This window comes from Spiroplasma alleghenense (genome assembly GCF_003363775.1).
GTDB lineage: Bacteria > Bacillota_I > Bacilli_A > Mycoplasmatales > Mycoplasmataceae > Spiroplasma_B > Spiroplasma_B alleghenense.
On record NZ_CP031376.1, the window covers coordinates 796,587 to 817,601 of the forward strand.

18 protein-coding genes are annotated in these 21,015 nt (G+C 30.8%); 7 read left to right on the plus strand and 11 right to left on the minus strand.

Features of this window, described 5'->3' with window-relative positions; translation table 4 throughout:
- Position 1 precedes the first annotated feature (1 nt).
- Complete coding sequence (locus tag SALLE_RS03600) at positions 2–340, minus strand: hypothetical protein (RefSeq protein ID WP_115558261.1); 339 nt, start codon at positions 338–340, stop codon at positions 2–4.
- A gap of 193 nt (positions 341–533) precedes the next feature.
- On the opposite strand from SALLE_RS03600, the gene SALLE_RS03605 reads away from it, so the two are divergent.
- The 3 genes from SALLE_RS03605 to SALLE_RS03615 all read left to right on the plus strand — a co-directional run bounded on the left by SALLE_RS03605 (position 534) and on the right by SALLE_RS03615 (position 5,156).
- Entirely contained in the window at positions 534–2,303 is a 1,770-nt protein-coding gene (locus tag SALLE_RS03605) for a ribonuclease J (protein ID WP_115558262.1), read from the plus strand.
- Positions 2,304–2,376: 73 nt separating this feature from the next.
- Positions 2,377–4,041 (plus strand): APC family permease, encoded by a 1,665-nt coding sequence (locus SALLE_RS03610; protein ID WP_115558263.1) that lies wholly within the window; start codon positions 2,377–2,379, stop codon positions 4,039–4,041.
- 200 nt (positions 4,042–4,241) lie between these two features.
- Positions 4,242–5,156, plus strand: a complete 915-nt coding sequence (locus SALLE_RS03615) for a hypothetical protein (RefSeq protein WP_115558264.1) — start codon at positions 4,242–4,244, stop codon at positions 5,154–5,156.
- A 50-nt stretch (positions 5,157–5,206) separates the two neighbouring features.
- Here the strand turns inward: SALLE_RS03615 and SALLE_RS03620 are convergent, their stop codons facing one another.
- From SALLE_RS03620 to SALLE_RS03640, 5 genes are all read right to left on the minus strand, one after another.
- Positions 5,207–5,920 carry a hypothetical protein gene (locus tag SALLE_RS03620; RefSeq protein ID WP_115558265.1) on the minus strand — a complete coding sequence of 238 codons (714 nt, stop codon included), beginning with the start codon at positions 5,918–5,920 and terminating at the stop codon, positions 5,207–5,209.
- Positions 5,921–5,940: 20 nt separating this feature from the next.
- The gene (locus tag SALLE_RS03625; protein WP_115558266.1) at positions 5,941–6,816 is read right to left on the minus strand and encodes a hypothetical protein; all 876 of its coding nucleotides are present in this window, start codon (positions 6,814–6,816) and stop codon (positions 5,941–5,943) included.
- A gap of 126 nt (positions 6,817–6,942) precedes the next feature.
- On the minus strand, positions 6,943–9,075 hold the full coding sequence (locus SALLE_RS03630; RefSeq protein ID WP_115558267.1) for a PTS fructose transporter subunit IIABC: 2,133 nt from the start codon (positions 9,073–9,075) through the stop codon (positions 6,943–6,945).
- Positions 9,076–9,088: 13 nt separating this feature from the next.
- A complete protein-coding gene (gene pfkB / locus SALLE_RS03635) occupies positions 9,089–10,021 on the minus strand; it encodes a 1-phosphofructokinase (RefSeq protein WP_115558268.1) in 933 nt (310 codons plus the stop codon).
- 3 nt (positions 10,022–10,024) lie between these two features.
- On the minus strand, positions 10,025–10,726 hold the full coding sequence (locus SALLE_RS03640; RefSeq protein ID WP_162807949.1) for a DeoR/GlpR family DNA-binding transcription regulator: 702 nt from the start codon (positions 10,724–10,726) through the stop codon (positions 10,025–10,027).
- Between the two features lie 873 nt (positions 10,727–11,599).
- Here SALLE_RS03640 and SALLE_RS03650 point away from each other — a divergent pair.
- The gene (locus SALLE_RS03650) at positions 11,600–12,259 is read left to right on the plus strand and encodes a hypothetical protein (protein WP_115558271.1); all 660 of its coding nucleotides are present in this window, start codon (positions 11,600–11,602) and stop codon (positions 12,257–12,259) included.
- A 47-nt stretch (positions 12,260–12,306) separates the two neighbouring features.
- On the opposite strand, the gene SALLE_RS03655 is transcribed toward SALLE_RS03650, so the two are convergent.
- Positions 12,307–13,659, minus strand: a complete 1,353-nt coding sequence (locus SALLE_RS03655; protein ID WP_115558272.1) for a Sapep family Mn(2+)-dependent dipeptidase — start codon at positions 13,657–13,659, stop codon at positions 12,307–12,309.
- 106 nt (positions 13,660–13,765) lie between these two features.
- Between SALLE_RS03655 and SALLE_RS03660 the strand changes: the two genes are divergently transcribed.
- The 3 genes from SALLE_RS03660 (at position 13,766) to SALLE_RS03670 (ending at position 16,283) form a co-directional block, all read left to right on the plus strand.
- Positions 13,766–14,704 carry an SPE_1075/MLC_0560 family membrane protein gene (locus SALLE_RS03660; RefSeq protein ID WP_115558273.1) on the plus strand — a complete coding sequence of 313 codons (939 nt, stop codon included), beginning with the start codon at positions 13,766–13,768 and terminating at the stop codon, positions 14,702–14,704.
- A 93-nt stretch (positions 14,705–14,797) separates the two neighbouring features.
- A complete protein-coding gene (pgsA, locus tag SALLE_RS03665; protein WP_115558274.1) occupies positions 14,798–15,484 on the plus strand; it encodes a CDP-diacylglycerol--glycerol-3-phosphate 3-phosphatidyltransferase in 687 nt (228 codons plus the stop codon).
- The gene (locus SALLE_RS03670) at positions 15,471–16,283 is read left to right on the plus strand and encodes an SDR family NAD(P)-dependent oxidoreductase (RefSeq protein ID WP_115558275.1); all 813 of its coding nucleotides are present in this window, start codon (positions 15,471–15,473) and stop codon (positions 16,281–16,283) included. Before pgsA ends, SALLE_RS03670 begins: the two co-directional genes overlap by 14 nt.
- Before the next feature lie 38 nt (positions 16,284–16,321).
- On the opposite strand, the gene SALLE_RS03675 is transcribed toward SALLE_RS03670, so the two are convergent.
- From SALLE_RS03675 to SALLE_RS03690, 4 genes are all read right to left on the minus strand, one after another.
- Positions 16,322–17,521: a phosphoglycerate kinase gene (locus tag SALLE_RS03675; protein WP_115558276.1), complete on the minus strand. Its 1,200-nt coding sequence runs from the start codon at positions 17,519–17,521 to the stop codon at positions 16,322–16,324.
- Between the two features lie 189 nt (positions 17,522–17,710).
- Positions 17,711–18,727 (minus strand): type I glyceraldehyde-3-phosphate dehydrogenase, encoded by a 1,017-nt coding sequence (gap, locus tag SALLE_RS03680; protein WP_115558277.1) that lies wholly within the window; start codon positions 18,725–18,727, stop codon positions 17,711–17,713.
- Positions 18,728–18,851: 124 nt separating this feature from the next.
- Positions 18,852–19,751 (minus strand): DnaA ATPase domain-containing protein, encoded by a 900-nt coding sequence (locus SALLE_RS03685; protein ID WP_115558278.1) that lies wholly within the window; start codon positions 19,749–19,751, stop codon positions 18,852–18,854.
- A gap of 11 nt (positions 19,752–19,762) precedes the next feature.
- Positions 19,763–20,980 carry a DnaD domain protein gene (locus SALLE_RS03690; protein WP_115558279.1) on the minus strand — a complete coding sequence of 406 codons (1,218 nt, stop codon included), beginning with the start codon at positions 20,978–20,980 and terminating at the stop codon, positions 19,763–19,765.
- Positions 20,981–21,015: the final 35 nt, after the last annotated feature.

Consider the following 21,015-nt stretch of genomic DNA (forward strand, 5'->3'; position numbering starts at 1 on the left):
CCTACTCCATTCATTTTGAATTTTCACCACGACAAAATTTATCAAGTTCTTGAGCTTGGTTAAAAAGTTTTTCATCAATAATGTCATTACCTAATTGAGATTTAATGAAGTGGATTTTAGCATAATGTGGATTTTTTAAAGATAATGTTTTTTTTCTTTGATTTCTTTGAGCTTGAAGTTTACGGTCAACATTTTTTGTATGCTTGACACGAGCCAAAAATCTGGAAGTCAAAAATCACAATATTAAACTTGTAAAAAGACCGCCTAAAAGTCCAGATAGAGTATCTAATCCGAACTGTTGTCATTGCTCTTGGGTTACTAAAAGTACTAAAAAATCCATGTTAAATTCTCCTTGATTAATTATAAACACTTTTACTAACGCAAAGCAATTATTAATAAATAAAAATAATAATTATCAAATTAATATTATTATTTTATGATAATATCTTAATAAGTTATGCATACTAACAAACAAAGAGTTTAAATAATAAAAAAGCTTGTAAATTACAATTAAAAACGGAAGGAAAATAAAAATGAAAGATATTAAAAATAACGAAAAGCCTGTTGAAGGTACTGAAATATCAGATTCTTCAATTGGGGTTATTAAGACAAATACTAGTAAAATGCATTTACGTAATAACAAAATCCCCACTAAAGTTTTTGCTTTAGGAGGACTTGAAGAAATTGGTAAAAATACTTATGTAATTGAACACGATGAAGAAATCATTATGATTGATGCTGGAGTTAAATTTCCCGATCCAGGTATGCTTGGTGTAAGTGCGGTAATCCCAGATTATTCTTACTTAAAAGAAAATAATAACAAAGTAAAAGCCCTATTTATAACTCACGGTCACGAAGACCACATCGGAGGAATTCCCTACTTGGTCAAACAAGTTAATATTCCAATTATTTATGCTCCAGAATTAGCAGCCGCTTTAATTAGAGACCGTCTAAAAGAGCACAAACTCTTAAATAAAACCATTATCAAAGAATATACCGAAGATGATGTTTGAAAATCAGCAAGTTTTACAGTTTCTTATGCAGCTTTAAATCACTCAATTCCTGATGCTTTTGGAATTTTTGTTGAAACACCAAATGGAAACATCTTTTCAACTGGGGACTACAAATTTGACTGAACTCCATTAGGGCATAGCGCCAACGTTAGTCGTTTAGCTGAAATGGGAAATAAAGGTGTTGAAATGCTTTTAGCAGATTCAACCAATGCTGAAGTTGAGGGTTATACTCTTGGTGAGAAAAAAGTTATTGAAAACATTGATGGGATTTTCTTAAAATCAAAACAAAGAATTATTATTGCCAGTTTTGCTAGTAATGTTCACAGGATTCAACATATTGTTGAAACTGCTAACAAATATGGTCGCAAAATCGCAGTTATTGGTCGTAGCTTAGAACGAATTATTAAAATTATTCGTCAAATGGGACACTTAAAAATTAGTGAAAAAGCTTTTATTAAAACTCAAGATATTAATAACCATCCAGCAAATCGAGTTATGATTATTTGTACTGGTAGTCAAGGTGAGCCAATGGCTGCTTTATCAAGAATGTCTCGTGGAGAGCACCAATCAGTTAATATAATTCCTGGTGATACTGTAATTTTATCTTCTTCACCAATTCCTGGTAATCGTGCAGATGTTGAAAATGTTGTTAATAAATTAACTCGTTTAGGGGCTTTGGTAATTGAAAACTCACCAGAGAACCGCATCCATACTTCAGGACATGCAAGTCAAGAAGAACAAAAACTACTATTTACTCTACTAAAACCCCACTACTTCATGCCAATGCACGGAGATTATCGAATGCTTAAGGTTCACGGCCAAACCGCTGTGTCTGTTAACGTGGCAGAAGATAATGTCTTTGTTGTAGCAAACGGTGATCAAATTGAAATGCTCAACGGAAAAGCCCAAATCGGGAAACGCGTCGCTGCTGAAGCCATTTATGTAGATGGTAAAGATATGACAGGACAGGCAAGCAATATAATCCGTGAACGTGATATTTTAAGTAAAGATGGTTTAATGGCAGTTGTAGTTTCAATTGATTCTCAACAAAATAAACTATTGTATCAACCAAAAATTATTTCTCGTGGTAGTTTCTATGTAAGGGAAAGCGGAAATTTAATTAATGAATCAATTAATATTGTTACAAATGCAGTTATGGAGGTCTTGAACTCACCAAAACCAACATTTGGAGCAATTAAGTCAGCAATTAAACAATCACTTTCACCATATATTTTTAAATTTAAACGAAGAAATCCATTAATTATTCCAGTTATTTTAAATAAAAAATAAACTTAATCTGGAAAACTAGCATTTATTATTTTTAAAATAATAATGCTTTTTTATTAAAAAAATAGGAGGAAATATGAAAAAAGATACAAGAATGGGTTTACCAACTCTAATTTGATTAGGTTTTAGTTTCATTGCTGGTATCACTTTTACAGCCAGTTTTGCTTCTATTGTTGGAAGCAGCGATAATGAGGCTGCTAAAGGTGTTGGAATTCATATTTTATGAATTTTTGCCATCGAGGGACTTGTTGCCTTTATCTGTGCTTGAGCGTTTGCTCGTTTAATAAAGGTTCACCCAACCGCAAACGGAGGGGCTAGCCAATATGTTCGAACTGCATTTGGTGATTTTTGAGGTCTATTTATGGGTCTAATTAACTATGCAGTTATCCCCTTGGTTGCTATGGGTTTATTAGTAACAATGGTGAGAAATAACTTTGGATCAGGTTCTGTGATAGAGTTATTTGGTAAAAACGGAATTTGAGGTTCATGAGGTAAGTTATACCTGGACTTAATTTCATTAGCAATCTACTCAGTTGCTGCAGCTATTTTATTTTTTGGAATTCGTAAATATAAAATTGTTGCAAATGTAATTGGATATATGACTTGATCTATTACTATATTAATTATGATTGTGGGGATTGTTGTTTTCTCTGGCAACGGTTTTAGTGGACTAGAACACTACTCAAATCCTGAAAACATTGATTTAACATTCTTTAATTTTAATAACGCCTTTGTTTCTTGTTTTTTCGCCTTTTGTGGACTTGAAAGCTTTATAACAGTAGGAAATAATATTAAAAATCGTGGTAAAAATATGCCTATTGCTATGACAATTATTATGATTGCAACAACAATCTTCTATATTGTCTTCACTTTAATTTTAATGGGAGCTGTAACTTCAGGATTTGATGAAAATCCAAATATTCAAGTATTTGGTCAGTCAAGTCCCTTCTTAAAGGCATTTGGAGGATGAATTGTAATTTTATGTACAGTTTTAATGAGATTTAACTCAAATCTGCAAGTTACCCTATTTGGAGGAAGCGCCTTAGAACCAATGGCTTCACAAGGTTTTTTACCAGAAAAAGTATCAATTAAAAATAAAGAAAACGTTCCTGTTGCTGGAGTAATTACTTCAATCGGAATTGTTGCTATTACATTTATATTATTTATGTTAATTCCTGATATTATCGAAGGTGCCACAGGTAATGCTTCACCATTTGATTACGCAACAATAGCTGCCGCTACCTCAATTATGTTGATTTCGGTTTACTTGATGGTTTTAGGAACCGTTTTAATTCAAGGAATGCGTAAAAATATTAAAACAACTTGGTATGAAAATACCGGTTGAATTATAGCCTTGGCATTCTTAGTCCTTCAATTCTTTATGTACTTCTTCGATCGTATAAGACAATTAATCAAGGGAATTGAATCAATGAACGGAATTGGTTCGGGTAATGGTATTTCAGACGTTTTAGGGGCTATTATTCCTATTATTTATTTCTTGGGAGTAATTGCAGCCATCTTTGGAATTTACTACTTATACTACAAACCAAAAAGAGCTAAATGACTTGCAAACCCAGATGGAGTTTCTAAAATGGAAGAAATTAATCTTAACTTTAGAATTCTTAACGAAACTGAAATCCAAACAATAATGGAAGAAGAAAAGAAAATTGATGAATACTGACTAGAGATTAAAAATAATCATTTACAGGCAAAAAAAGCTAAAAAATTACAAAATTCTTAATTAAAAATCCTGAACATTTAGTTCAGGATTTTTATTTGAAAAAACTCGCTATTTTTCAAATATATGATATATTTAATTAAACAATTTTAACTATTTTTTTGTTTTAAAATAGATTGATTGTAATAATAATTAATATTAATTTAATTGTAATATTTGTTATTAATGTAGTAAAATATCTTTATGAAAAGGAGGAAATTATTATGCAAGCTGTTAGATCAAGGATTATAATATATAACTATATTGGTATGTTCTTCTCAGTATTTTTTCTAGGACTTTACATCACAGCACTTTTTGGTAATGTAGAAGGTTTTAGTTTAGCAATGAATGATTTTACACCAGTGGAACAGACTTTATTAGTTATGGTGTTAGCTTTTTTATTTTATTCATTATGAAAAACAATCTATTTTGGAATGACAATAATAAAATTTGTTAAAACAAAAAGCGATGAAGATATTATTGCCAATCGTTTTATGTTAGCAGTTTATAGCTTAACTTTAGGAGGTTTTTTAACTCCATGAATGTTAACAAAAATTCCTAATGTAGATTCAAATTCAACTTTGAATCCAAGAAACGAAATTGCTAAAGTTTACACAAAAAACTATGTTATTGGTGGTTCAATCTTTATTGCAAGTTACTTTGCAATTGCTGCAGCTTTAAAGGTTAATGTATTCGCAACTCAAGATGCTCAATTAGCAAGTTACATTTTCTTAGGAATTACAGGAGCTGCTATTGCACTAGGATTAGTTGGGGGTATCTTCTTCTGAAAGAAAAATTCAGCAGAAGCTTATGAAAAAAGTGGATTCATGAAATTTATTGCAGGAATCTTTATCTTTATCGTAACATTAGAATTAATTCTAAAAATTATTTCAGCAATTTTAACTATAATCGATGCAATTGCTGACATTGCAAGATCAAATGACAGAAATTTCTTAATGAAATTCTTAATTTGAATGAACAGCTTAATTACAATTATGTACTCAATTTTCCTAATTAAAATTTGTTGAGCAACAATTAAAGGAATTTGAAGCAAAAATGGTGTAACAATGAAAGAATTTGCCGGATTAACCAACGCGGAAGAAAAACAAGGAAGAACTCCAAGTTGAAAAACTAGCTAATAATAAAAATCTTTATAAAAAGTAAAAACATCGTTTTAAACGATGTTTTTTTATAGCCTAGTAATTAAATATGGATTTTTCATTAAGGGGAAAAACGCGTAAAGATTAACAATCAACTTCAATTTTTTATATTCTTTATCTGGTAAATAATGAATTGCCATTTCTGTCATTTGTTTTCCCAAAGATTCAAATATAAATGATAATGATATTCAAGAAATTAAAATAAGTCCTAAAGCACAATAATTAACTACCTGTAGTCAAAAATCAATTCAACCAAGTGTTACATCATCTAATCCATAAGGAGTTGCTGTTACCATTATTATGCTTGTTAAACCTAAAAGTAAAGCCAGGATGTGAAAACCAGTCATTCATCACAGGCTACGACGGAATTTAGAGTTTCCCTCCCTTGTTTCAATTATTAAAGTATAGTTAAAAAACAAGTTTATTGTTGCTGATAAATTTTGCTTTTCTAATTCCCACGGTTTAACATAGTATTCTTTTATAACTGGGCGATAATTTCTAAACGGCATTCTTAAGCCTTTTTTTAATTTAACCATTTTAATATCACTATATCCGTTATCAGAATTCAGTTCATCAAAAAGTTCTTGATAGGTTTTTTCCGACTTGCCTCTTCAAGCAACAAAATAATTAACTATCAGACCAATGAATAAGACAAATAGAGAGAATGACAAGAAAAATCAGGTTACAAAAGTTACCCCGACATTTAATTCTGACATTCACTCATATCTTTCGTTATTAAACATTTTATTTTACCTCTATTCTATTAATATATAAATCACGGAGCTTGGTAATAGTTTATTTCACCAAAGCGATTAATAAGTGGTTTTCCAATAATTAACTCTCGATCAAAAGACTCTAATCGATAAAAGTATTTTCCAACGATTTCCTTGCGCGACTTGGATTCATTTAGAAAACAGCAGTAAGTTTTGCCATTTTCATTATCTGACATTAAAAAGGCTTCTTCGCTAAAAACGCTAATTTGTTTTTCAAAGATACTATCATCATAAATTTTTCAATTTTCCAATTGCTTATCAGTAGTAAAAACCTCAAATTCATCTGTTAAGACGACTAAACCGTCCTTTGATTCTACTATTTTTTTAATTTTATAATTTAATTCTTCACTGGTATTGTTGATAAAATTATATCTTTTAGTAATTCTGGTTTGATTATCTTTTAAATAAATTATTTCCTTATTTATTAATGTCGAGATGGCAATATGATTTTCAAAACCAACCATCTGATACATTAATTCAAATTTACCATTATAACGATTTGTATGGGTAGTTGTTATATCTTTATCTTTGTGAACAAATGTCACAAAGTAACTAAAATCAAACATGAAAATGTTTTGAACGAAATCAGGACTAGCTAAGCAAATTCTTAAATCGGTTTGACTTGCTGAAATAGCATTTAATCTTTTTGGTCTGGGATGAGCTAAAAAGTAGCGATTTCATGGTTTTTTTATTTTAACTTCTTCTAACAAAACCTTTTTATCAATTTCACATAATAAATTAATTTCATTATCAAAGTTGCTATCACTGACGTAGACTTGACCATTTAGTGGAAAAAAATTAGTAATTCAATCGAAGTCATCAAAAACAGCTTTTGACAAATTTTTCATTATCTTTTCATTGCTCATAATGTACCCCCATTAAATATTATTTTATCTTAAAAATAATCTTTTTTTAAGCGATATTAGTGCTAAAAATAAAAATACAACCCAAATGGTTAAAACCGAAATGAGTTGTATTTTGTATTTAAGTAATTAAGCTGCTACTTTACTAGCTTCTTTAATTTCTTTTACTTTTTTAGTTTTTTTAGTTGCAATTTCTTCAATTGCTTTGCTTTCTGATTTAGCTTTGTTTTCATCAGCTAGTTTTCAGAATCCTAAGATTAAAGCCATTGTGAATGTTCCGATTGCAATTGCTAAGATGTACAATGCTACTCCCATTCCTACCGCTAATCCTTTATTTCCGCTAAACATTGCTGCTTTTGATTCTAATAATGGGAAAACAAATACCCCTCCGTGAGGAGCTGCTAAGGTTATTGTAAAGGCTCCTACAATTAATCCAGTTACAAATCCCCCAGCCATCGCTGAAAGTGCCACACGTTTGGGATCTTTAACCATAAATGGAATTGCTCCTTCAGAAATGAAACAAGCTCCCATTAATCAGTTAGCTTTAGCAGCATCACGATCCTCCACAGATCAAACTTTTTTAAATAATAAAGTACATACTGCAATTCCTAATGGAGGAATCATTCCCCCAGCCATTGCAGCTGCCATAATAACAGTTTCAGTCCCTAATCCATTAACTAGAGTCCCTCCAACTGTCATAGTACCTAGAGTATAGGCAATTTTGTTGATTGGTCCACCCATATCAACACACATCATAAATCCGATAAGCGCACCTACCAGAATTAGTAAGTTAACTCCCCCAGTTTTACTTGGAGTTGATAGTAAAGTTAATCCTTCTTGGATTCCATACATTACATATCCTAATGGAATATTAATCGCAAACATTGCTGTCCCGATTCCTAAAAGTGATAAAACAGGAACAAAAACAATATCTCTTACTCCCATTCAACCTTTTGATACTTTACTAAACGCCTTACTTCATCCAAAGACAATTAAGGCTGCTAAATAAGCACCAACCATGGCTCCGATGAATCCTGAAGAGAATGGCAATCCTTCTGGAAGTACTCTACCTCACAAATTACCTCAACCAGTTTTTTGAGAACCATAAACCATACCATCTCCGTTAGCCAGAACTCCGGCAACAAAACCAGGCATTAGTCCTTGAGGGCCAATAATCGAATAAGCAATATAGGCTGCTAGAATTGGTACCATGGCTCCCATGGCAACTTTTCCTAACCCAGAGAATCAACCCGCAACTCAGTTAACAGTTCCGTAGTCTCCTCCTGCATCTGCATTTCCTGCAGCAAAGTCAATTAAAAATCCTATTCCTAGAATAATTCCCCCAGCTACAACAAATGGTAACATTTTTGAAACTCCTCCAAGAAGATTTCCTTTAATATCGGCAAATTGTTTTAGAGAAAAGTTTCCTCCACTCTCAGATCCACCATTGGCTTCACCTTGAATTTTTGTAACTTTTTCACCCTTTTTGAATCCTTCAATTAAGGTTTCAGCATTGTAAATAACATCTTTTGTATTTGTTTTAATAACATCAAAACCATTAAAACGTCCCATTCCATCAATTTGTTTATCAATTGCAATGATTCGTACTTTAGCATTTTCAATGTCTTCTGCTGTTAATTGGTTTTCAGTTCCACGGCGTCCTTGGGTTTCAACTTTAACAGTTAATCCCATTTTTCCCGCCACTTCAACTAATTTTTCTGCTGACATATATGTGTGAGCAATTCCAGTTGGACAAGCAGTAATCCCAACAACATCATAGTGTTGTCCGGCTTTTAATTTTTTTTCTTCTTTTTTTGGTGCACCAAAAACTTTTTCTAAATCAGTAATTTTTTTAGCTTTCATTAAGACTTTTTGGTTTTCTTCTTTCATTAGGTAAGTTGATAAATCACCTAAGACTGATAAATGTTCTTCTCCATTTTTACCATTAGTCATAATCATAAATACTAATTTAGTTGGTTTTCCATCCAAACTATCTCAATCAACTGGATTTTTTAGACTTGCAAATGCTACACAAGTTTGGTTAACAGATTTATCCAAAGCATGTGGAATCGCAATTCCATCTCCAATTCCAGTAGAACCTTGAGCTTCACGTTTTTTGATGGCAGTTACAAACGCTTTTTGGTTATTAATAATATTTTCTTCAGCTAACTTAGCTGCTAAAAAATCAATAACCTCTTCACGAGTTTGTAAATCAACATCAAAGAAACTAGTTTGGGCACTAAATAAATTTTTTAGTTCCATAAATATCTCCTTTTTAGATTTTTTTAACTTTGATTTCATTAATCAATTTTATAATTTCTGCTTTAGTTGCTAGCCACTCTTTAAAAGCAGTGGCCGCTCCTGAAGCTGCTGCCAATTTTAGACATTCTTGGATATCTAGGTTTTGGCTGACCCCGTGAGTAAATCCAGCTAACATACTGTCTCCAGCTCCAACTGAATTTACCAATTTTCCTTGGGCAATTCCAGTTTGATAAATATCTTGATTGCTAGTGAAATAATAACTACCATCACTACCCATACTTAATAAAATATTTTGAGCGCCAAGCTTTTGTAGTTGTAAAATCATTGATTTTATTTCTTCAAAAGTATATTCCTTGATTGGTAAGTTTAAAATTCCACAAATTTCATCAATATTGGGTTTTATTAAAAATGGTTTTGAACTTAATGCTTTTAACATCACAGTTCCTGTAGCATCTAAGATAAACTTAGCTCCTACATTATTGGCAATAACCCCAATTTGAGCGTAAATATCATTAGGAATCCCTTTGGCAATTGAACCCGCGGCGACAATAATATCGTCTTTGGTAATTTTTGATTTTAAATAATCCAATAAATCTTTTCAAGTTTTGGCTTGAGTGGTAAATCCCAAACCATTTAACTCAGTTTCTTCTTTAAGACTTAAATTTTTAATTTTGTAATTTGTTCGGGTTTTTCCCGGATTGAAAAAGAAGTGGTTGGGCACTTTAACTTCATCAAACTTATCTAAAAAGATTGACTTGTTATCTGCCCCCATCACCCCAGTGGCTTGCACTTGGTTTTCTAGATTATTTAGAATAATCGCCACATTAATTCCTTTACCCCCAACAACTTGATATTCGTTTTGGTAATAATTGGTTTGTTTAATGGTAAAGTTATCAGACTCGATTATATGATCGATTGCGGGATTCAAAGTAATTGAATATATCATTTCTTAATCCTCGCTTATTACGGTAACTTGACTTTTAGTTGCAAATTTAATAAATGATTTTGAATTAAATTTAGAACGATCCGCTAATGCAAAAGCAAAGCGAGATTGCTTGATCGCTTGTTCTTTAACCTGAGCCTCATCATCATCGGTTGTATAGAGATTAAACTCATTATCAACAGCATTGGCACCAATAAAGGCTAAATCAAATGAATACTGTTGAATTGACTTAATAGCCTCATATCCAATAATGGCTCCTGTTTTAGGTTTAAAACGACCCCCAAGAATGTGAACAAAGTTGTTACCGTTTTTAGTCAATTCTTGGGCATTAATAATTGAATTGGTTAAGATTCTTAGCTCCAACTCGGGTTTAATAATTTGAGATAAATAATAAGTATTTGAACCAGCATCCAAAAATATGGTTTCCCCTTTTTTGATGCAATCCAAAGCTTTAGCAGCGATTTGTTTTTTAGCAATAATATTTTCACTTAGTTTTTGATCTAACATCTCTTCGGCCACGTTTTTGTCTCTTAATGGCTTCGCTCCCCCATGAACACGGATAATTAGGCCTTGTTCCTCTAGTTCTAGCAAATCCCGTCGAATCGTGGTAAAAGCGACATTTAAATCTTGAACCATATCTTCTACTATTGATAATTCTTTACCATTAATATAATTAAGTATTAATGACTGTCGCTCCGCTTTTATCATTACTTCACCCCTAATAATTATAACAACAAAACAAGAAAAAAACCAAAAAAAACCAAAAAAAACCATTTTATTTAAATGGTTTTATCTCTAAATTTCCTTCATTTCTAAAGGTTTTTTGAAAGGTAAAATAATAGACTCACCCAAACAAAGGGATCAATAAACAAACATGTCGCATTGAATTATAGTAATCCCCGATTCCCTTAACATAAATTATAATTGCCAGAATTAGAGCGATTATATATAAAATGAAAAATAAAAAATTTGCTAAAAGTATGAATGAAAGAATTTCTAAAATTGCAAAGATACCACTTATGATTGACGCAAATAAAATTGGAGTCCAGAAAATATTGCTCAATGTTAATAATATTCCAGAAGCAACAATAACACTAATTAGGAAGTACCTTTGGTTAAGTCGAAAATTTCCCACATTTATAAAAAATATTTGGTATAGTCATTCAATTCACTTAGGAACCGAAATTAGAAAATTTCTCAAAAAATAAAGAACGACTAAAAAGAAAATAACTACAATTGTAACTCCCAGAGAAATGAATGAGGTTTCATTTTGATCATCATTAAATGGCCAAGTAATAAAAATTAAAGTTCAGATTAATAACGTAAATAATAATAGCGATATGATAACGCTAGGAATACACTTATTTTTCACAAAAACCTCTTCTTGAACCTTTCTTCTAATCTTGGTGTAAATAAATTATATTATCATATTTCAAATAGTCAAACTTTTTTAATTTATAATTTAATTTTTTCTTGACTTTGTATAATTTGGTAGTATTCTTTTAGTAGAAAGAAGTTGCAGTCAAGATTTAATAATTGGCTATAATAGTTAAAATCTATTAGCCTAGAAAAGAGGTACTTATGAAAGTATTGCTCCCAATTTTATTAAGTTCAGGTCTTGTAGTTCAACCTGTCGCCAATATTAATTTATCTCAAGAAAAAGTTGACAATAGATCAACTGATGCAGAGATATTTAGAAATAATATCGACCAATTAAATGCAATATCCAAAGAGGAATTAAAAGAGACTCTTTATTCCTTAGGAGATAAAACATTGTTTAATACTTCAAAACTAGAAGCCCTTATGAAAAATAAAGAGGTAACAGGGATTACTGAAATTATTAGTTATTTTAAAGATTTCAGCTTTGAAACTAAAATACTTGATAGTTCTTTAAATAAGATGTTCGATAAAGATATCAATGGTAAATCTATGCAATTTTGAAAATTTAAAGCAATATCATTTTGGTACACTTGAATCTCTGGATATTGAATTGCAAATTTTAATGACGAATTTTCAAAAGATATTGCTGGGGGTTCATCAATTACATCAGATAATACAGGAATATTTTCAGATGCGACCGGAGGTATACCAATATTATCAGGAGTGGCATCCGGACTTTCTGCAGTCCTATATGGTATTTCAGAAATATTTGAAAAAAATAACCAGGGTAACGGAGTATATATTAATTTTCTAACATTGGTACCTGTAGGTTGAGGCCCTTCAACTGAAAATTGAAACTAATTAAAAATAATCTTTCAAGAATTTAGATTCTTTGAAAGATTATTTTTTTAATGATGGCTACAAATTTCACTTAAAGCTTGAGTGTAAATAAATAGTTGCTTTTTGAATTCTTCTTCATAAACCCACTCGTTGACTCCGTGAAGTGTGAGGTTTTTAAGATTTAAAGCTCCTCCAAAAGCAATTGCATTGTCAATTTCCTTAGCATAAGTTCCTCCCCCAATTGCGCAAGGCGGGGTTTGAGAATCTTTGGTAATATCTAAAAATGCCTTATGCATAATTTTAAGCATTCAATGTTCTTTGTCAAATAAAAATCCTTGATTGTAATGATGAGTTTGAACTTTTAAATTAAAGGGTTTTAATGCCACAGATAACTTGTCAATAATGTCTTTTTCATAATCTATTGTTGCGGGAATATCCAATTGTAAGGCAATTCTTTGTTGGGTATTATTAATTTCAACAATTGATAATCCAAAAGTTAAAGTCCCTGAATCATCTTCAATTGGACCAAAAATCGCTTTTAGGTCATAATTATTTTGTAAATATTGATTTATAAAACTAACCATATCACCTGAGATTTTTATATCTTTCAGTGACTCACACAATAATAGTACAGGACTAATTCCCCAATCAGGCAGTCCTGCATGAGTTTGCTTACCATAAATTTCTAAACTTTCACTTGTATCTTTATTCACAATTCCACGTTTATTTAAATTTTCTTTTACCAAAGCTTTTTTAATTCCTTGATATTCAGCTTTACCATCAACAATATTATAAGTATCTCCCGATTTAATTTGATATTCCAAATTTTCTTCTCCGGTGATATTTATTCATGCTAGCGATTTTTCCCCAAAAACATAAGGAAAGCAAGCATCAGGAACGTATCCCAAATCTGGTTGGCCAAAATCTTGTAAGTATTTTTTAACACAACGGTTTTCATTTTCTTCATCTAGTCCAAAAAATAAACGAATTTTATATTGGCCTTCAAAATTATGATCTTTTAAATATTTTACAGCCATTATATTATTAGCTGTTGGTCCTTTATCATCAAAGGTCCCTCGACCATAAAGTTTATCCCCAACTTGATTTAGTTCAAAAGGATTATAGGTTCACTCACTTAAGTTTCCAGGACTAACAACATCTAAATGGCAGAAAATTACAAACAATTTATCTCCCCTACCAAAATCAGCGTAACCATAATTTTTATCAACATCTTTGTAACACTCTAGGCCCATATCTTTACAAAATTGTAAAGTAAAGTCTAGGACTTTATTATTTTCTTCCCCATAAGGAAAATTCTTGTTACTTTCATCCATCACTGAAGGATACGATATTAGTTGGCTTAATAGTTTTTTGCTATCGGGAAAATAAGTTTCCTCTAATAAATTGAAATCTATTTTCATTTCTACCACCTTTCAAGTTAATCAAATCACAATTTAAAAAAAAGTCCAGTTTATTGTTGACTAATTTGAAAACAATAATATGATTAGGGCGAAAGGAGTAATAAAAATGTTTTATGTAAAAAATTTATGAAGCTTAACCAAGATAAACTGGAAGCTTTTACTAATTCGTACTAGTCTAGCTTTTAGCGGGCTTTTCATAGCAAGTTTAGGAACTAAAATTTATCTACCGTTAACTGTTGGATCAGGAAATGTTGACTTTGCAATTTTTTCGATGTTGACAATGTTCATCCCCGGGGCAATTCAAAGTCATAGTTCAGATTCTACAACAATAGGAAAAGTTGACCCAACTGTAAACGAAAATTACTACTACTTATATTTAATGTTATTTTATTTTATACTACTTTTATTTGTAATTCTTTTTACTGTTTTAAGATGTCTAAGAGAATATCGAAAAACTAAAGACCGCGAAATTATTTCAAGAGCAATTGTTTTAGTAATCGGGGATATAATCTTAATGTTTGTAGGGCCTTTATTCCTACAAATTCACCAGGGTTACTTTCAATATTCAGGCTTTCAAGATTGACTAGTTAGTCTTTCACAAAATAATACCCCTTCTGGCCATTTAGCAATGGTTTGAGTTTTCTTTGGAGCATTTTTATTATATTGCTTTGGAGTAGCTGTGCTAGTTTGGTCAAAAGTTTTTAATGGACCTTATAATTCTGTGGCAACCGAATTTATGGGTTTAACTAAATGAAGTTATCTGCAAAGTCGAATTCTATGAGATGTTATCATTTTCTTATTTGCCCTAACGATGTTCTTATCAGCCCCGGGATATTCTTGAGATGTTAAAGTAGCTTTCTTCTCAAATTATTTAGTATTTGGTATGATAATATTTACTTTTGGAACCGGATTAGCGATAAACTTTTTCTTACCAATTTTAAAAAAAATCTGAAATCACGAGAAACTTTATCTAAGTGTTAATGAATATGAAAAACGTCTTAAAATGATTGAAAAAATTAACAAAAATAATAGCACAACCGCTTAAAACATTGCCCTCTAAAGTAATAATATAATTTTTTTAAATTGCATTATTAATGTAATATAATTATTTTATATTTATTTAAGAAAAGAGGTATTTATGAATTGAGCTAATCGTATCACAATGGTCAGATTATTGTTAATTCCAGTCATTATAATAATGATGATAATTTATCAATTTCCTAATTCGCCATTATTTGATGCTTGAAATCAGACTATTGAGATTGGAGAAAATTATAAACTTCCAATAGCATACTTAGTGGCAGGAATACTATTTATTACTGCTGCTTTAACTGACTTTTTAGACGGTTATGTTGCTAGAAAATTTAATCAAGTTACAACTTTTGGTAAGTTTTTTGATTCAATCGCTGATAAAATTCTAACTAACACAGTTCTAATTGTGTTTGCTTGTGCTGGAATTATTCCAGTTTGAATGGCTGTTATATTAATTGGAAGAGATTTTCTAATTGACGTAGTTCGTCAAATTTTAGCAACAAAAAAAGTTGTAATGGCTGCCAATCAGCTTGGACGCGTTAAAGCGGCAGTCGAGATGGTTGGAATGAGCTTGCTGTTCTTTGCTGGTTTTAGAATGTTTAATGGTTCGGTTCACGGGACCGGAACTTTTGATGAATTTGGTTGAATAAATCAATTATTAATGATTCCGATGTATGTGGCAACAGTTTTGTCAATTACTTCTGCTGGGGTTTACATTTACTTTAATCGCAAAGAATTATTTGATACTAGCGTAATCGAAAGAAAGACCAAACCTAAAAATGAGAAAAAATAAAGCTCAAATTAATCAAGAAAAATGAGCCATTGTTACTGGAGCTAGCAAAGGTATTGGTTATGGATATTGCAAAAAATTATTAGATTTAGGTTGGAATGTTGTTGCTGTTGCCAGAAATACAGATTCTTTAGATAAGCTTTCTAAGGAATATACACAACAAATTGTCTTGAAAATTAATTTAGATTTAAGTGATCCAAAAAACAGTTATAAATTGTTTGAGGATACCAAAAATATGCCAATTTCATTAATAATCAATAATGCTGGTCGAGGTGTTTTAGGTGATTTTGACAAAGCTGATTTAGAACAAGAGTTAAATATGATTGATTTGAATATTAAATCTTTACACATTTTGACAAAATTATTCACTCAAAGGTTTTCAGAAAATGAAATCGGTCGCATTATTAACATCGCAAGCGTAGTGGCCTTCCTTCCAGGCCCAGGTTTTGCAAGCTATTATGCTTCAAAGGCCTATGTTCAAAGTTTGGGTTCAGCAATTAATCATGAATTAAAAACTAAGAAATCAAAAAGCAGAGTTATAACAATTTGTCCAGGACCATTAAAAACGGGTTTTACCCAAAGAAGCAGAAATGAATTAGAAAATAAAACTGAATTCACTTCCCAAAGTAAAGACGTTACCAATTTTGTCAATATTAGTTTAAAAAAAGCTTTGAAGGCGAAAAGAAGAAACTACTTTATAATTGGTTTTAGAAACAGATTTTTAAACAAGCTAATGATGTTTATTCCAAAATCATGATCCATGAACGCCGTTTATCGTTACAATCGTAAAAATAACAAATAAAAAATTATCCTCGCGGATAATTTTTTTGTTTAATTTTATTATTTGTTTTGAATAGCTTCAACACCGGGTAAAACTTTACCTTCCATGTATTCTAATGAAGCTCCTCCACCAGTTGAGATATGAGTGAATTTTTCTTTAAATCCTAATTGGATTGCTGCTGCAGCAGAGTCTCCACCTCCAATTAAAGTGAAAGCTCCTTTTAAGTTTGCGATTGCTTCACAAACAGCAACTGTTCCCTTTTTAAAGTTTTCCATTTCAAATACTCCCATTGGTCCATTTCAAGCAACAGTCTTAGCTCCTGCTAATTCTTTTTGGAATAATTCAATTGATTTAGGTCCAATGTCTAGTCCCATTACATCATCGGGTAAATCAACACCTGAGAAAGTTGGAGTTACATCTTTGAATTCAGCAGCATTAGCTGAATCGATTGGTAAAATAATTTTACCATTTGATTTTTTTAAGTATTCTTTTGCAAGATCAATTTTATCAGCCTCTAAAAGAGATTTACCGATTTTGTGCCCTTGAGCAGCGAAGAATGTATAAGCCATTCCTCCCCCAATAATAATTTTGTCAGCTTTAGTTAACAAGTTATCGATAACACCGATTTTGTCAGAAACTTTAGCTCCCCCAATAATAGCTACAAATGGGTGCTCAGGTTTATCAACCCCTTGAGCAAGCATTTCTAATTCTTTTTGAACTAAAAAACCTACGCATGATTCTTTTATATTTTTTGAGATTCCTACGTTTGACGCATGTGCTCTGTGGGCTGTTCCAAAAGCATCGTTAACAAAAATATCTCCAAGTCCTGCTCAGTATTTACCTAAGTCAGCGTCGTTTTTACTTTCCGCTTTCACAACTTCATTGTTTTTAACATCTTCAAAACGAGTATTTTCTAATAATAGAATTTCCCCTTCTTTTAGACCGTCAATAGCAGCTTCTAATTCAGCTCCGCGAGTATTTGGTACAAAAACCACTTTTTGACCAATTGCTTTTTCTAATGCAATAGCGATTGGTGCTAATGATTTTTTAGCCTTATCTTCCTCGGTTTTAATTCGGCTTAAGTGTGATAATAAAACGATTTTAGCTTTATTTTTAACCAAATGTTTAATTGTTGGTAAAGCAGCTTGAATACGATTATCGTCTGTAATAGCTCCGTCTTTTAATGGTACGTTGAAGTCAACACGAACTAGGACTTTTTTTCCTGTCACATCAACTTCGTTTAAAGTTTTTTTGTTCATTTCTTTTCTCCTTTTACTTAACATTTATATTTTAATTGAAAATAGCTGCTTTGATTGAAAATAATAAAAAATCTATCTAAAAAAATTTCCCTGGAATTTTTTTTAAATAACCAATATTAAAAGATATTTAAAAAATGACCGAAAGGTCATTTTTTAAATATCTAAATAAAATTAGTTTTTTTCTTTTAATTATAATGAAACAACATGTTCAATTACTCTTACAAATTGTGAAGTAAATGAAGCTTCATTGTCATATCATGAAAAGATTTTGTACATTTTTTTACCATCAACTTCAATTAATCTAGTCATAGTTGCGTCAAAAATTGAACCGTAGTTTGATCCGATAATATCTGATGAAACGATTGAATCATCTCTGTATTCTAGAGCCATTCCTAATCCTTTTTTGTCAGAATCGATTGCTTTTTTAATTGCTGCGTTGATTTCTTCAACTTTTGGTGATTTAGTCAACTCAATTGATAAGTCAACGATTGAACCTGTAATTACTGGAACACGTAGTGCTAATCCATCTAATTTACCATTCAATGTTGGTAGTACTTTACCGATAGCTGCTGCAGCTCCAGTACTTGTTGGAATAATATTTCATGATGCTGCACGCCCACGACGTAAGTCACTGTGAGGTAAGTCTAATAATTTTTGGTCATTAGTTACAGCGTGAACTGTAGTCATTAAACCTTTAACAACTCCGAATTCTTTATCAAGAATTTGTAGTACAGGTGCTAAACAGTTTGTTGTACATGAACCTGCTGATGCAATTACATCATCTTTTGTTAAGTCAGTGTGGTTTACACCAAATACAACTGTTTTCAAATCACCAGTTGCTGGTGCTGAAATCATAACTTTTTTTGCTCCAGCTTTAATATGTGCTGATGCTTTTTCTTTGTCTGTGTAAAAACCTGTTGCTTCAACAACTAAGTCAATTCCCATTTTTCCTCAAGGTAATGCTGCTGCATCTCTTTCAGCTAAAACTTTAATACTTTTTCCGTCAACTGTAATTGAATCATTTGTAAATGAAACTTTACCTTTTTGGAAATATCCATGAGCTGAGTCATGTTCTAATAAGTATGCTAAAGTTTTTGGATCTGTTAAGTCGTTAATTGCAACGATTTCAACATTTTTTGACTCTCATAATTTTCTGAAAGCAAGTCTTCCGATTCTTCCGAATCCGTTTATAGCGATTTTTTTCATTCTAATCTCCCTTTTGTTCTACAATAGTTATTTTATACTTATTTGATTTATTAAAGGGAATTATGAGTCAATATTTTTTTGTTTTTTTTATCGTTTTTGATTTTTTTGATAGAAATTTTTCCAATTAACTATGACGTTTATTTTCTCCGTTAATCATTAAATCCTCAATTACCAAGCCTTTAATTCTTTCGGTAAATCTTTTAGTCTTCATTTTGATAATTTCACGATCATTGTTATTAATATCTGCAACCCCATAAATTGCATCTAGTTTATTTAACCTAAAATTAGCTGAAAAGAAGGTGGGTTTTTTGTTTTCCATACGGTAATTTAGTAAAGTAAATAGGATTTCATCTCTTGAGTAAGCTGTAACAACCTCTCCTCCAATATCATCAAGAAATAAATAGTCAACTCTCATCAAACTTCTTAAAAGATTTTCTTTTTGCAGTTCGTTATTTGAAAAACCATCTTTAACGGTTTTTATAAGATTTGAAACTGTTATAAAAGCTACCTTATTTTTTTGAGCAAATTGATTAGCAGTTATTTGTAATAAAAAAGTTTTCCCAACCCCAGGTAGTCCAGATAAAAAGACCCCTTTTTTATAGTTATTTTTAATGATTGTATTAATTAATTTTACGTACCTTACTCGAGATTCATCAACCACTTCACCGGCTTTTAGCTTTTTATCATAACTTGAAATTGTTTCAAAATTATCATCAACATTATAGTCACAGTATACAAAATTCTTCTTAATTTCATAGTTTTTATTAGTCTTCATTCAGTGTAAACAATGTCTGCTTCCTGAATAAAACATTTTATGGTTTCATTCCAAAAATGGTTGATATCCTTTAGGAACTTGTTGGCACTCTTCTATATATCCTTGTGAACATTCTTGATAGTTTTCCAAGAAAATTTCGAGAAATTCTTGATTTGCCTCCATATCAGATTTAGTGATTTTGTGCTCTTTCATAAAATCTTTTAAGGAATTAAATTCATTAATTTTAGCAATTAAATCTGATGTCTTCATTTTTTCAGCTCCTATCAGATTAGTTTAGATTGATACGCTTCAGGTTCGCTATTTGAATCCCAATCAATTGATGCCACAATATCTTTAAACTTCTCAACTACCTTTGTTTTTGAAGTTGATTTTTTGGCTTGATTATTTTTTAGTGATTCCTTGTGAGCTTGTTTTAAATAGTTCATTAAATCAATGGTTTTAGTTATTTTTAAATCTTGAACTGATTGGGCAATTTTTATTAAATAATTACCAACAATTTCATGAGAGTTTTTGTAATAAGAAAACTCTAACAAACAGTTTATGATACCATTATTAAATTTAAAATCATTTTGTAAAGTTTTGATAATATTTTTTGAAGCAGAGGTTAAAGTTTTACCATCTCTTAAAAGTTCTAAATAATTAATGGGATCAATTTCTTCCATTTCACGGCATTTTTTTACAGCAACTAAATCACAATTGTTTTCTGTCATTTCAACGTTTTTAACAGTAATAAAATCAAATAAAACCTCAGGACTTAAAATATCGTTTTCATAATCATAGCAAATTAAAATTGCTTCTAAAACTTGAGCAGTATTTAACTGATATAGACTTGCAATCTTTTTGAAAGTACTTTTATAAATCACTGTATTTAAATTGATAGTTATATTTTTTTCCTTTAATTTATCCATTATTTCTGCTACTGAAATCTTGTTTTGGATTTGCTCAGCATGGCGTTTTTTTAATTTCATTACTGATGGATTTAAATCTAATAAACTAATAGCATCTTCTTGGAAGACTTTTGAAAAAGTAGCTTTTTCTTCAATATACTCATCTGATGAAACACAATCATCACGAAAAATATATGTTACAACTTCAAATTCCTCTTTACCAATTTTTTTTAAAAGAGCTTTTGAGTAAATTTCGTCACTTAAAAATTCGCTTGGTTCTAATGGGGCATATACATTAAATAGTTTTTTACTATTATCTTTTTTAGTCATTATCTTTAATAAACCCATTGCCGAAAGTTTTTCAATATCTTTTTTTAGATTTACCAAGGTTAAAGAACTAATTTTGGCCAAACGCGAAATGTCAAATTCTTTTTTCTTGAATTCTTTTTGCAATCCCGCTTCATTAACAAGGCAATTAAACACAGAAAAAGCACCACTTCCAATGATTGGTAAATATAAATATTGTAGTGTTTTTAAGTCGTAATTGCTAGAATTATTTTTAAGATTAATTTTATAACTATAATTTTCCATGACTTTTTTGCTACCAACCTTTTAATTATTTTAAA